The organism is Brenneria sp. L3-3C-1 (assembly GCF_016456245.1).
Lineage (GTDB): Bacteria > Pseudomonadota > Gammaproteobacteria > Enterobacterales > Enterobacteriaceae > Brenneria.
In genome coordinates this window covers 1,071,179-1,084,009 of record NZ_JAEMHF010000001.1, presented here as the reverse complement: position 1 = coordinate 1,084,009, position 12,831 = coordinate 1,071,179, and the positions used below count along the sequence as shown (strand labels likewise).

General features: G+C 51.5%; 12 protein-coding genes. 4 read left to right on the top strand and 8 right to left on the bottom strand.

Annotated elements, in window-relative coordinates; translation table 11 throughout:
• Positions 1 to 9: 9 nt before the first annotated feature.
• From JG725_RS20615 to JG725_RS04845, 3 genes are read right to left on the bottom strand one after another with little or no spacing between them, the layout of a single operon-like run.
• Positions 10 to 117, bottom strand: a complete 108-nt coding sequence (locus JG725_RS20615; protein ID WP_233356299.1) for a hypothetical protein — start codon at positions 115 to 117, stop codon at positions 10 to 12.
• Positions 118 to 157: 40 nt separating this feature from the next.
• Entirely contained in the window at positions 158 to 790 is a 633-nt protein-coding gene (locus tag JG725_RS04850; RefSeq protein ID WP_199376882.1) for a LysE family translocator, read from the bottom strand.
• A 52-nt stretch (positions 791 to 842) separates the two neighbouring features.
• On the bottom strand, positions 843 to 1,697 hold the full coding sequence (locus JG725_RS04845; protein WP_199376880.1) for an AraC family transcriptional regulator: 855 nt from the start codon (positions 1,695 to 1,697) through the stop codon (positions 843 to 845).
• Between the two features lie 184 nt (positions 1,698 to 1,881).
• Here JG725_RS04845 and dinG point away from each other — a divergent pair, with 184 nt between their 5' ends.
• From dinG to JG725_RS04830, 3 genes are all read left to right on the top strand, one after another.
• Positions 1,882 to 3,990 carry an ATP-dependent DNA helicase DinG gene (gene dinG / locus JG725_RS04840; RefSeq protein ID WP_172289159.1) on the top strand — a complete coding sequence of 703 codons (2,109 nt, stop codon included), beginning with the start codon at positions 1,882 to 1,884 and terminating at the stop codon, positions 3,988 to 3,990.
• Between the two features lie 166 nt (positions 3,991 to 4,156).
• A complete protein-coding gene (gene ybiB / locus JG725_RS04835) occupies positions 4,157 to 5,125 on the top strand; it encodes a DNA-binding protein YbiB (protein ID WP_199376878.1) in 969 nt (322 codons plus the stop codon).
• 17 nt (positions 5,126 to 5,142) lie between these two features.
• The gene (locus JG725_RS04830) at positions 5,143 to 7,002 is read left to right on the top strand and encodes a M3 family metallopeptidase (RefSeq protein ID WP_199376876.1); all 1,860 of its coding nucleotides are present in this window, start codon (positions 5,143 to 5,145) and stop codon (positions 7,000 to 7,002) included.
• A gap of 230 nt (positions 7,003 to 7,232) precedes the next feature.
• Here JG725_RS04830 and glnQ read toward each other — a convergent pair whose 3' ends face one another.
• The 5 genes from glnQ to rhtA form a co-directional block, all read right to left on the bottom strand.
• Positions 7,233 to 7,955, bottom strand: a complete 723-nt coding sequence (gene glnQ / locus JG725_RS04825) for a glutamine ABC transporter ATP-binding protein GlnQ (RefSeq protein ID WP_172289162.1) — start codon at positions 7,953 to 7,955, stop codon at positions 7,233 to 7,235.
• Positions 7,952 to 8,611 carry a glutamine ABC transporter permease GlnP gene (gene glnP, locus JG725_RS04820; RefSeq protein ID WP_199376875.1) on the bottom strand — a complete coding sequence of 220 codons (660 nt, stop codon included), beginning with the start codon at positions 8,609 to 8,611 and terminating at the stop codon, positions 7,952 to 7,954. The genes glnQ and glnP overlap by 4 nt, the downstream gene beginning before the upstream one ends.
• A 26-nt stretch (positions 8,612 to 8,637) precedes the next feature.
• Positions 8,638 to 9,381: a glutamine ABC transporter substrate-binding protein GlnH gene (gene glnH / locus JG725_RS04815; protein ID WP_172289164.1), complete on the bottom strand. Its 744-nt coding sequence runs from the start codon at positions 9,379 to 9,381 to the stop codon at positions 8,638 to 8,640.
• A 377-nt stretch (positions 9,382 to 9,758) separates the two neighbouring features.
• Positions 9,759 to 10,262, bottom strand: coding sequence for a DNA starvation/stationary phase protection protein Dps (gene dps / locus JG725_RS04810; protein WP_172289165.1), 504 nt, complete (start codon positions 10,260 to 10,262; stop codon positions 9,759 to 9,761).
• Between the two features lie 462 nt (positions 10,263 to 10,724).
• Entirely contained in the window at positions 10,725 to 11,621 is an 897-nt protein-coding gene (gene rhtA / locus JG725_RS04805; RefSeq protein WP_199376873.1) for a threonine/homoserine exporter RhtA, read from the bottom strand.
• Between the two features lie 395 nt (positions 11,622 to 12,016).
• On the opposite strand from rhtA, the gene ompX reads away from it, so the two are divergent.
• A complete protein-coding gene (ompX, locus tag JG725_RS04800) occupies positions 12,017 to 12,532 on the top strand; it encodes an outer membrane protein OmpX (RefSeq protein ID WP_172289167.1) in 516 nt (171 codons plus the stop codon).
• The last annotated feature ends 299 nt before the right edge of the window (positions 12,533 to 12,831 follow it).

Below are 12,831 nucleotides of genomic sequence, written 5' to 3'. Positions count from 1 at the left end.
GGCGGGAGATTAACCGCCGTGCACGATAATGATGTAACCGACCAGCATCACGCCGCCGATCCCGCCGATGGCGCACAGGGCAAATAGCCCGATAAGACCTACTTTGACTACATTCATCAGGTTATCCTTTTATTCATTGCCCCGGATTATAAAGTCTTCAGCGGTGAAACAGGAGTATTAAACCAAAGAATATTAAAATGACGCCGGCGGCGCGTCCGATCGGGTTCAGGTAGCGCTGAAGCCGCCGCTGTATTCGCGGCAGTGTGATCAGCATGGCAATCAGCAAATCCCAGACCAGCACGATAGAAAACATCCAGACACCGCTGACGATTTGCTGAATTGGCGTGACATGCTGACCGAGAATGCCGGTCATCAGGCTAATGTAAAACAGTATGTTCTTGGGATTCAGTAAGGCGGAACCCAATCCCAGGAGGATTTGCCGGAGAAAACCGGGGCAGCCGGCGGTCTGCCGTACCGGCGTTAGCGAGTGCGACGCGTGACTTTTCAGCAGTTGATAGCCAATCCACAACAGGTAACAGGCGCCGCTTAGTTCAATAACCATAAAGAGCCGCGGCGAATGCTGGATGCCTGCCCAACCTATTATCGCCAGAAAAATATAAATACCGTTTCCCAGGGCGATACCCAGGCAAATTCCGGCGCTGCCCCGTAAACGGTAGCGAATCGCATACGCGGTGAGTAAGAAAAAATCCGGCCCGGGACTCAGTAAGGCGACAAAGTGAGCCAACGCCAGCGCAGGGAAATTATCGGGAAAGAGTGTACTGATGAGCATAATGCCGATGACCTCGAAGAATAATCGAGGTCAGTCTAGCCATCTGATATCGCTATTTATTGTCAAATATTGATCGAGCCTGCCGATATTGTCCGGGCGTCGCCGCCGTGTATTGCACGAAGATTTTATGGAAGTGGCTCTGATCGCAAAAACCGCTTTGATAGCCCGCATCGGCCAGCGGCACGCCTTTTTTTAGTAAGGTTTTGGCGTATTCCACCCGTGCATTATTGAGATACGCCATAGGGGTAATGCCGGTATGGTGACGAAAATGCCGCACGATGGTTTCCCGCCGCAGATTTAACTCCTTAGCCAGGGTTTCCAGCGACGGCGCTTCCTGCAAATGAGTAAGCAAACGTTGGCGGACATGATGCGTCGTTAATTGGGCCGGATCCGAAGACGCAGCCGGCCGTTCGACTTGCTGAACCGGAGCGCAGTATTGCAGGAGTATCGGCGTTATCAGTTCGTTCAGCGTTCGCCGGGCGGCGGCGATCTCTCCTTGATGCAACTGGCTAATCAGATGCCGGTAATCGGCAAACAGGGCCGGATTGCGCAGCGTGACACAACGGCAGTGCAGCGAGGCAACGGGATAGCCATACAGCTCAGCGAGTTTTTCCAAACACCAGCCGGTATCCAAATACAGCATATGATAGCTACGGGTCTGTCCGGGAAAGGGGTTACAGCTGTGGGGCTGCTGCGGATCGATGAAAATCAGATCGCCTGTCTGTAACCGATGTTTTTCCCCACGGTAATGGCAGATCGTGGCGCCTTGCTCGATAGCGCCGATGGAGAATTGCGCATGGCTATGCGTTTTATAGCGCTGAGCGCTGTGCCAGGTAGAGCGGCTCTCAACGTGGGGAAGCTGCGGAGAAAACCAGTAGGATTGTTTGACCGTATGAACGGATGACATATGCCCTTCATTTCGCAGGTTGCGGATGTATCGGCGGCCCTAAACGATCGTCAGCGGCCAAACAGATGATTACCCTAACCGGCGGTCTGGATTTTGTCGAGTAGGGAATGTGCGCTGATATCGGCTGACGTTATTGCCGGTCTGTGGGACAATATCCGTCAGATTGACTGAAAATAGAGAAGGCATGGCGCTGTCCCCCGCAATAAAACAGCAGATAGGCCAATGGTATAAGGCCCTGCAACAGCAAATTCCGGATTTTATTTCCCGCATACCTCAACGACAGATGATTGCCGAAGTGGCAAAAACGCTGGCGGGCGATTATCCGCGCCATTTGGCTATCGAAGCGCCTACCGGCGTGGGCAAAACGCTTTCTTATCTGATCCCCGGCATTGCGGTTGGGCGTGCGGAAGAAAAAACGCTGGTCGTCAGCACCGCGAATGTGGCCTTGCAGGATCAGATTTTCAGCAAAGATTTACCGCTGTTGCAGAAGTTTATCCCCGAACTCAAATTCACCGCCGCATTTGGCCGTGGGCGTTATATTTGCCCGCGTAATCTGGCGATGCTGGCAACGGATGTGGATGCTCAGGGCGATCTTACCCTATTTTTAGGGGATGAACTGGCGCCTTCCAACCGGGAAGAGCAGGGAAAATGTTCCCGTATCCAAAAGGCGCTGCAAAGTTATGCCTGGGATGGGCTGCGCGATCACTATCAGGAATCCATTGATGACAGCCTGTGGCGAAAGCTCAGCACCGACAAAGCCAATTGCCTCGGCCATAATTGTCATTATTTCCGTGAATGCCCGTTCTTTGTCGCCCGTCGGGAGATTGAAAGTGCCGATGTGGTGGTGACTAATCACGCGTTGGTCATGGCCGCGATGGAAAGCGAGTCGGTGTTGCCGAATCCCAAAAACCTATTGCTGGTGTTGGACGAAGGGCACCACATTCCGGATGTCGCCCGCGATACGCTGGAAACGTCCGGCGATGTCACACCGGCTTATATCGCCCTGCAACTTGAACTGGTGGTGCAGCAGATCGGATTGTGCATGGCGCAGTTCGCGCCGAAATCGCCGCCGCGGCTGGCGCACAGTGAAAGGCTGACCAGCCATTGCGAGGAACTGCGCGAACTGGCGCAGTCGTTTTCGCAAATGTGCGGATTATTTTTACCGGCAGAGGGCGGTGAAACCGAATACCGTTTCACGATGGGGAAAATGCCCGACGAAATGCGCGAAAGCTGTATCCGGTTATTTAAGCTGACCGATGGTCTGCGCGCGCTAATGGAATTTATGCTCAACGATCTCAGCGAGAAAACCGGTAAACACGACGTGGTGCGTTTACATCAGGCATTGCTGAAAATGAGCCGTCTGCTTGGCTATCTGGAGGCGTTGAGCAAACTGTGGCGGCTGGCGGCGATGGAGAAGTCTTCCAATGCGCCGGTATCCAAATGGCTCACCCGCGAGGTTCGGGAAGGGCAGTCGCATCTGTTCCTGCACTGTGCGGGCATTCGCGTATCCGATCAGTTGGAAAAGTTATTATGGAACAATGTGCCGCATGTGGTCGTGACGTCGGCGACGCTGCGGTCGTTGAACAGTTTTTCGCGTTTGCAGGAGTTGTCCGGTCTGAATGAGAAGGTCGGCGACAGCTTTTTAGCGCTGGATTCACCGTTTAATCACCGCGAACAGGGGCGTCTGGTCATCCCCAACATGCGCTATGAGCCGCTGATGCAAAATGAGCCGCAGCATATTGCCGAAATGGCGCGGTTTTTCCGGGCTGAGCTGAAAAAAGATAAACATCGCGGGATGTTAATGCTGTTTGCCAGCCAACGCGCCATGCAGCTGTTTCTGACGCAGGTCGCCGATCTGCGGCTGATGCTGCTGGTTCAGGGGGATAAGCCCCGCTATCGTCTGGTGGAGTTGCATCGCCAACGGGTAGAGCAAGGGCAAACCAGCGTCTTGATTGGATTGCAATCCTTTTCGGAAGGACTTGATTTGAAAGGGAACTTGCTGTCTCAAGTGCATATTCACAAGATCGCTTTCCCGCCGATTGACAGTCCGGTGATCCTCACCGAAGGCGAGTGGTTGAAAAGCCTGAAGCGTCATCCTTTTGTGGTGCAGAGTTTACCCAGCGCCTCATTCAGTCTTATTCAACAGGTTGGGCGTTTGATTCGCAGCCATGAATGCTTCGGTGAAATTATCATTTACGACCGACGTCTGCTGACCAAAGGCTATGGCGCCCAGTTGCTTGCCGCTTTGCCCGTTTTCCCGATTGAACAACGGGATATGCCGCCGGACGGTTAGCTATCGCCGCGGGGATATCACACGGGTTAGGTTATTCCATAGCCGGGAAAACATGCTATTTTCGCACAGAAGCTAACAACGCTATTCAATCGATTCCAGGGCGCGGGCGGCAACACGCCTGCGTATGACAAGATGAACGGCTGTATCACGGTTAACGAGGGCCAGCATGGATTACACCAAAGTCATTAAAGAGGTCGGTCGCGGTAAAAATCATGCCCGTGATTTGGATGAAACGACAGCCTACGAGTTGTATCGTCGGATGCTGAATGGCGATGTTCCGGCGCTTGAGTTGGGCGGATTGCTGATTGCCTTTCGTATTAAGGGGGAGTCGGATGCGGAAATGCGCGGTTTTTATCAGGCGATGAATGAACAGGTTCTGCATTTGCAACCACCGGCGCAGCGCCCGATGCCGGTGGTGATCCCCAGTTACAACGGCGCAAGAAAACAGGCCAACCTGACGCCGCTGCTGGCGCTTCTGCTGGCAAAGCTGGGGTTTCCGGTGGTGATCCACGGCGTGAGTGAAGATCCCACCCGCGTCACCAGCGCCGAGATATTGCGCAATCTTGGGATATCGGCGGTCGAAAGCGCCGAACAGGCGCAACGGCAGCTCGATGAGGGGCAGCCGGTTTTTATTCCTGTTTCGGTACTCTGTCCCGCCATTGATCAACAGTTGCAGCTACGCTGGCGGATGGGGGTGCGCAACAGCAGCCATACGCTGGCCAAAGTCGCCACGCCTTTTGCCGAGCAAGCGGCATTGAGGCTTGCCTGCGTCTCTCACCCAGAGTATGTATCCCGCGTCGGGACGTTTTTCAAAGACATTAACGGGCGGGCGCTGCTGATGCACGGCACGGAAGGCGAAGCGTATGCCAGCCCTCAGCGTTGTCCGGAAATTCACTTGATTCACCAGCAGAAAACGCAGGTGCTGCAACTGCGTCAGGATATTGTGGTCGCCCCTGACGGTTTGCCGATCGCCAAAGATGCGGCAACCACGGCGCGCTGGACGGCGCAATGTCTGGCGGGGGAGATCGCGCCGCCGCAGGCGATTCGTCTGCAACTGGCCTGTTGTCTGGTGGCGACCGGCGTCGCGCCGACGATGGAACAGGCGGTTGCCGCCATTAGAAAACGGCTGGGTTAACAGAGGGAAAGACTATCATGCAACAGGCTGTAGATTATTTTAATGCGTTGAACCGTGACTATCTTGCCGTTCACCAAACCAAAGAAGATCTGTTCTGGCAGCTTTATATGGCAACCGGAAGCGAGGATGTGTCCGCCCGGTTTTCCGCCGCGGAAAGTGCTTATAAACGTTTTATTTCCCAGCCGCAGCGACTGGGTGAATTGCGACGGCATATTGCGGCGCTGGAGAATAGCCCGGCAAATGACGACCAGCAGGCCTTGCTGCATGGTTTGCAGGGGTGGTATCGGTTTTTCGACTGCAATGTGATTGAAGATCCGAGAGCGCAGGCGCTGATGGATGAAATCATCGCGGCGGAAAGTACGCTGTATGCAAAGCGTAAAGCCTATGAAATGACGCATGTGGACGCCAAAGGCGAGCGGGTAGCGGCGTCATTGGGCGAGCTGCTGACCAATCAGGCAACCAATGACACGGAAGCCTATCGGCAGAGTTCGCAACAGGCGTTGCGCGATCTGGAGCAATGGCTGCTGCACAACGGTTTTCCTGAACTGATCGGCCTGCGTAACCGTTTTGCCCGCCAGATGGGCTACCGCAACTATTTTGATTATAAGGTGAATAAAACCGAGCGCATGACCCCGGAACAGCTATTCGCCATTCTCGATCCTTTTGAAGCGCAAACCCGCGAGGCGAACGCCCGCAGCCTGAGGAGTCTGGCCGCCGAAAAAGGGGAGACGGCATTGCAACCGTGGAATATACGTTACGCCAGCACCGGTGACGTGACCCGTCAGCTTGATCCTTATTTTCCGTTCGCCGCTTCGCTGGCGCGTTGGATCAACAGTTTTAAGCGCTTGCATATTGGCTTTAACGGCGCGGAAATGCAGCTCGATCTACTGGTGCGTAAGGGCAAGTACGAGAATGGCTTTATGCATGGCCCGGTGCCGCCTTTTGTTCAGCAGGGCGAATGGATCCCGGCGCGAATTAATTTCACCAGCCTGGCGAAACCGGATCAGGTCGGCAGCGGCGCCAGCGGCATCAATACCTTGTTTCATGAGGGCGGACATGCGGCGCATTTTGCCAACATCCGTCAGAACGCCCCCTGTTTTTCACAGGAGTTTCCGCCAACATCCATGGCCTATGCGGAAACCCAATCGATGTTCTGCGACAGCTTGTTGCATGATGCCGACTGGCTGAAACGCTATGCGAAAAATGCGCAGGGTGCGCCCATCCCGGATGAACTGATTCGGGCGGACATCAGTACCCGACAGCCGATGCGGGCGTTTAATGAACGTCATATTCTGCTGGTGCCTTACTTTGAGTGGGAGCTCTATTCCTGGTCTGACGAACAGCGCACGCCTGAGGCTATGACCCGGCTGGCGCGAGAGATTGAACAGCGTATTCTGGGCATCAGCGGAAGCCCGCGTCCGACGCTGGCGATCCCCCACCTGCTGTCCATGGAGTCGGCCTGTTCTTATCAGGGATATCTGCTGGCGTTGATGGCGGTGGAGCAAACGCGGCATTACTTCCTGCAACGTGACGGTTATCTGACGGACAATCCGGCGATAGGCCCCGATCTGGCGCAACATTACTGGCGGCCGGGCAACAGCGTCAGCCATGATGATACGTTGAGAAGTTTGACGGGAGAAGGGTTCAATCCAGCTTATCTGGCGCGCGCCTGTAACCTCACGGTCGATGAAGCCTGGCAACAGGCGGAATCAACCATCTCTGAAGCAACATTACGCTCTCAGCCTGCGGCGGATTTCGATTTAGACGCGCGGATACGGATTGTCGATGGCAATCGCGTGCTGGCGGATAATGAAAAAGGCGATGATGTGATGTGTCAGGATTTTGCGGCGTTTATTGAGCGAGAATACCCACGGTAAAGCCATATTGAAAAGGAGGCATTCGCCTCCTTTCAGACCGTTGACAAACCTATCACCCTTTATCGAACGGTGATAATGGAATGGAAGAGTAAAGCGTCCGCGCCAGGGATGGCGCGGTTCGAGCATACAGGGACGTACTTGCAGCGTCTTTACGATCCATCCATTATCGCCGCTCACCGGACTTTGTCAGCAAACTCAAAGGAGGCATTCGCCTCCTTTCAGATGATCACTCAGGAGACGTGTTGCAGGAATTCACGTAAGCGATCGCTTGGTGGATTGGTGATCAGCGTTTCCGGATTGCCATCTTCAGCAATGCGGCCTTTATCGATAAAGATCAGACGTGAAGCCACTTTATGGGCAAAACCGACCTCGTGGGTAACGATGACCATGGTCATCCCTTCTTCCGCCAAATCTTTCATTACGGTCAACACTTCATGACGCAACTCGGGATCCAGCGCCGAAGTGGGTTCATCAAACAGCATCAGTTTAGGCTTGACCGCTAATGCCCGCGCAATCGCGACCCGCTGTTGTTGACCGCCGGAAAGTTCGGAAGGGTAATGATGCGCCCGTTCGGACAACCCGACCTTACCCAGCAGCTCTTTGGCCAGTTTCTCGGCTTCCGCCTTGTTGGCGCCGCGCACCCGGATTGGGCCGAACGCCACGTTTTCCAGCGCCGTCAGGTGGGGAAACAGATAAAACTGCTGAAACACCATGCCCGCTTCCTGACGGATCAGGCGTTCATCAACACGCGGATCGTTCACCTTCAGGCCATCGACAATCAGTTCGCCGCTGGTAATTTCCTCCAGCTTGTTGATGCAGCGCAGCAGCGTGGATTTACCGGAGCCGGAAGGGCCGATAATCACCACAACTTCGCCCTGATTGATTTTCAGATCGATGTCATGTAAAACTTTCGTCTGACCAAAGTGTTTGGAAACGTTTTTAAATTCAATCATATAATCTTAAGTCTTCTTTCCAGACGACGCAGGATGAAGCTGAGTACCAGCGTGATGAACAGATAAATCACGGCTACCGCACTCCAGATTTCCAGCGCACGGAAATTACCGGCTATGATTTCCTGACCTGAACGCGTCAGTTCCGCAACACCGATGACAATAAACAACGACGTGTCTTTGATGCTGATAATCCACTGATTGCCCAGCGGCGGCAGCATACGGCGCAGCGCAAGCGGCGCGATAACATGACGCAGCGTTGCGCGCCGGGATAATCCCAGCGCCAGCCCGGCCTCCCGGAAGCCATTATGAATCGACAGCACGGAGCCGCGGGTGATTTCCGCGATATAAGCGCCCGAGTTGATCATTATCGTTACAACTGCGGCGGCAAACGGATCGATGCGCACCGAAGTGAAAATCATCGGCAGGGCGAAATAAATGAACATCACCTGTACAACAATCGGCGTACCGCGGATGATTTCAATAAATACCAGTGCGATGCGGCTGGAAAACCAACCGCCGTAAGCGCGGGCAAAGCCCGCGATCACACCGATAATCAGGCCGCCAAGCAGACCCAGAACCGAGATCAGCAACGTCATTTTTGCCCCTTCCAACAAAAGGGGCAGAGAAGGCCAAATGGCGCTCCAGTCAAACTGCATGGAATATCTCCAGATTAAATCGGCAATTACTTAGGTTCTACGCCAAACCATTTCTTGTAGATCTCAGCATAAGTGCCGTTTTCGTGCAGAGTTTTCAGCGCGCCGTTAACTTTTTCACGCAGATCGCTGCCTTTCGGGAAAGCGATACCGTACTGCTGTGCCTTGATGGAATCGCCAACCGCTTTGAACTGACCGTTGCCGGCGGTTTTGATGAAGTAAAGAATGTTCGGCGTATCGTGCAGCACGGCGTCGGCACGATTGGTGCCCAGTTCCATATAGGCGTTGTCTATGTTCGGGAACTGACGCAGATCTTTGGTCTTGATATTCGCTTTGGCGTAATCAACGGAGCCGGTGCCGCTTTTCACCGCCACCACTTTCCCAGCCAGATCCTGTTCGCTGTTGATCGTATTGTTGTCGGCTTTCACCATAACCAGCAGACCGCTGTTGTAGTAACCGTCTGAGAAATCGATGGCTTTTTTGCGCTCTTCAGTAATGGTGATGCCGGCTAAGGCCAGATCCACATTGCGGGTTTGCAGCGCGGGGATAATTCCGCCGAAATCCATTGGTTTCAGGGTATAGGTCAGATTGAGTTGTTTAGCGATAGCATCCCAAAGATCGATATCAAAACCGACGTATTTGTCACCTTGTTTGAATTCAAAAGGGACGAAGGCGGTGTCGGTCGCGACAATGAGCTCTTTTTCGGCGGCGTAGCTGGAAATGCTCATGGCCAACGTCAGTGCGGCCAAAGAGGCTTTAAGTAGTGATTTCATTAAATCCTTCCTATTGTACCAGTTGTGAGAAGCCTTTGCTTTACAGGTACGATTAAGCATAGTACGAAAGTAAAAACCTGTTAAAACATTAGGTTAGCTATCAGGTATCTTACTTAACCTGTTGTTTTTATTTCATTGCCGTGCTGACAGTATGGTTAATCTTCCATGCCATTAATCAAGGCGTAGCTATGATTAACTAATTTGTGCGGGGGAAACAACTGTTGATTGGCGTTATGCTGAATTATTGCGGACAAACGCTAATTTTTTGAGCACTGATAGTGACAAAATAACAGGTTCGGGCGCGTTGCGGCGATAGCGTGAACGGCGGGCAGGGGCACAGGACGTAAAAAGGGCCGCGATTGCGGCCCTGATAGTCATTACTCAATATTGGATTCGATGAACCACAGGAATTTATCCAAATCACGCGATGCAGCGGTCAGGATATCGGCGGTATCTTCATCTTCAGTCTGGCTGATGCCTTTACGCATCTCGTTAGCGACAACGGCGTAACGTTCCGCCAGCGCTTTAAGGTGGTCTTGTACGTTGTGAATATTGGTAGGGTAGCTTTTCAGCGCGGTTTTTTCGTTAACGATCTGAACCGTACCCAACGCCACGCCGCCTAACTGAACGACACGTTCTGCCAGAGTGTCCTGATGATCGGTAACGGCGGCGCGGAAGCCATCCAGCATTTCATGAACGGCAATAAAATTAGCGCCGCGCATATTCCAGTGCGCCTGCTTGGTGATCAGGGACAGATCGATCAAGTCCACTACCAGTTGACTTAACAGCTTGATAGTAGAGGTCTTGACTTCGTCGTTCAAATCATTACGCGTGTAGATAAGATCGGAAGATGCGGGGTTTACCAGTTTAGCGGTACGCATAATATTATCCTCTTTATTTAATTTTTCGTAATCTTACTGTTCAACGGGATTAATTATAGCAGTAATAAAACAAAATATTGAAAAGAATTACCTATTGCATAAATAGCCATAGCGAATATAAAACTGATTTTTATTAGCAAAGGTTTTCTTATGGCGCATTTACTAAGACTTTATTCAGCGAATCAGTGCGAACATCAGTATGATTTATAAGAAAATAACTGAATGTCGCAGGTGTCGGGCTATAAATATGCGTGTTTATTTATGGTAATATCAATCTTAATGATAATTATTCTTTATTCGCATCTTGTCAATTATTTAGCGTATGCACGGTTGCAAAAATCCGCATTGGTTAGCGCGCGCGAAACTCTACTGACTGGCAGCAATTTTTCCCAAAATTTGTTGGGATTCCTCGGCCCTGCGGGAAGGCGACGCATTGTTGCGCCCTTTCCCGCAGAGCCTCAGTTATAATGGCGCAGAGTGATTATTTTTAATATCAACGTATTCCGCCGATTTAATGGTCAGGCTTGCGCCCATGGAGGAGGTAATAATAAAAAGCAGCGCCATCCACTGGATGAGGGATAAATGCTCGCTGAGAAATAGCAGGCCGGAAAGCGCAGCAATCGCCGGCTCCATACTCATTAGCGTACTGAATGTTCTGGTCGGCAAGCGGGTTAATGCGATCATTTCCAGAGAATAGGGGAGCGCGGTAGAAAGAATGGCGACGGCAATACCGAGTGGTAAAACAGCGGATGAAAATAATGAGGCTTCAGAATAGATCAAACCGATAGGGCAAAATATCATTGCCGCAATAAGTGACCCCACAGCCGCCGTTCCAGCGCCGTGATTAGCCCCTGCCTTTTGTCCGAAAAGAATATACAGCGCCCAGCAGGCGCCGGCCCCAAGGGCGCATAGGGCGCCAGGTAAATCGACATGGCCGCTATGCTGCCCGAGCGGCAATAACAATCCTAGCCCTAGAACAGCCAGAATAATCCATAAAAAATCAATTGCTTTGCGTGATGATAACATCGCGACAGCCAGCGGGCCGGTAAATTCCAGGGCCACGGCAATACCCAGCGGGACAGTGCGCAGTGAGAGGTAAAATAAAAAATTCATTCCCCCTAACGTGATGCCATAAATTACCAGCGGCAAACGATTGCCGCGAAAGCGCATACGCCACGGTTTAAAAATGAGACAGAGAATTAGCGCGCCAATGCTCAGTCGTAGAGCGGTCACGCCAGACGCGCCGATCAGCGGAAACAGGCTTTTAGCCAGCGCGACGCCGCTTTGAATCGACACCATTGACACAATAATGAGCAGCACGGGAAGTAACGTTGATACGCGAGGAGAAGATAAGGTCATTCTTTCGGCCTTAATAAAATATGAAATAACGGCTGTTTTCAAAAATTTAGCGCTGTCGGAATGACCAATTGTAAAGGATCTGCCCGGTTGGCGCTTACTTTTATTGACTTTTATTTACGCTATATTTAATTGATTTATTTTATCATAAATTGGTGAGCGCAAAAACTGAACGATATATTAAGAATATTCTGTTTTAAGCGGATATTCTGAATTAATTTTTATTCTTACTGTCGGATAAAAAAAGCCAATGTAATTAGCGTAATAGCGTCATATTGAAAATATTTGTTACATCTAAAGTGCAATTGAAAAATATTTATCAGGCAGCAAGTTCACCTTTTTCTTGTTATATTTATGTCGTTAGTCTTCTCTCATAAGATGAATTCGAGGCTGTATATATGAAAAAAATCGCGTGTCTTTCAGCACTGGCTTGTGTATTAGCCGTTAGCGCAGGTTCCGCTCTGGCTGGTCAAAGTACCGTATCGGCGGGTTATGCTCAGGGTGATGCTCAGGGCGTAGCTAACAAAGTTAAAGGTTTTAACCTCAAATACCGTTACGAGTGGGATAACAGCCCGCTGGGCGCTATCGGTTCTTTCACTTATCTGGAAAAAACCGGCAGCAACGACGGTTTTTACGATAAAGGACAATATATGGGCTTCACCGCCGGTCCTGCTTATCGTTTGAATGATTGGGCCAGCGTTTATGGTGTGGTCGGTTTTAGCCACGGTAAATTGACCAGTAACGCTTCTGACGGTTCAGATAACAGACATAACGATGATTATGGCTTCACTTATGGCGCCGGTCTACAGTTCAACCCGATCGAAGATGTCGCTCTGGATGTCGGTTACGAACAAAGCCGTATCCGTAGCGTTGATGTCGGTACCTGGGCTGTTGGTGTCGGTTACCGTTTCTAATCCATCGCTTCGGGCATTCGCACCCAGTTTTGGTTGTTAGATGTGTCGATAAAATCCGCCTCCAGAGGCGGATTTTTTTATGGACAAAATAGGATGGCAGCGTGTTTTTCAAACGATTCTCAAGTCTTATCAGCGCCATCCCCGACGGTTGCTGGTTATTGCGATCGGGAATAGATACACTCCGCGCGTCATTATCGCTATACGGCACGATCGGCTTTTCCGATTAACGTTCCCGATGTCGGTGCGACAGGGCATGGCGCACCGAACGGCGGGATCGCACTTATTATTTTATTACAGCT

Coding starts and splice junctions, on each gene's coding strand:
- glnP (WP_199376875.1), bottom strand. CDS start 8,611: ATGCAGTTTGACTGGAGCGCCATTTGGCCTTCTCTGCCCCTTTTGTTG.
- glnQ (WP_172289162.1), bottom strand. CDS start 7,955: ATGATTGAATTTAAAAACGTTTCCAAACACTTTGGTCAGACGAAAGTT.
- ompX (WP_172289167.1), top strand. CDS start 12,017: ATGAAAAAAATCGCGTGTCTTTCAGCACTGGCTTGTGTATTAGCCGTT.
- rhtA (WP_199376873.1), bottom strand. CDS start 11,621: ATGACCTTATCTTCTCCTCGCGTATCAACGTTACTTCCCGTGCTGCTC.
- dinG (WP_172289159.1), top strand. CDS start 1,882: ATGGCGCTGTCCCCCGCAATAAAACAGCAGATAGGCCAATGGTATAAG.
- JG725_RS04845 (WP_199376880.1), bottom strand. CDS start 1,697: ATGTCATCCGTTCATACGGTCAAACAATCCTACTGGTTTTCTCCGCAG.
- JG725_RS20615 (WP_233356299.1), bottom strand. CDS start 117: ATGAATGTAGTCAAAGTAGGTCTTATCGGGCTATTTGCCCTGTGCGCC.
- ybiB (WP_199376878.1), top strand. CDS start 4,157: ATGGATTACACCAAAGTCATTAAAGAGGTCGGTCGCGGTAAAAATCAT.
- dps (WP_172289165.1), bottom strand. CDS start 10,262: ATGCGTACCGCTAAACTGGTAAACCCCGCATCTTCCGATCTTATCTAC.
- glnH (WP_172289164.1), bottom strand. CDS start 9,381: ATGAAATCACTACTTAAAGCCTCTTTGGCCGCACTGACGTTGGCCATG.
- JG725_RS04850 (WP_199376882.1), bottom strand. CDS start 790: ATGCTCATCAGTACACTCTTTCCCGATAATTTCCCTGCGCTGGCGTTG.
- JG725_RS04830 (WP_199376876.1), top strand. CDS start 5,143: ATGCAACAGGCTGTAGATTATTTTAATGCGTTGAACCGTGACTATCTT.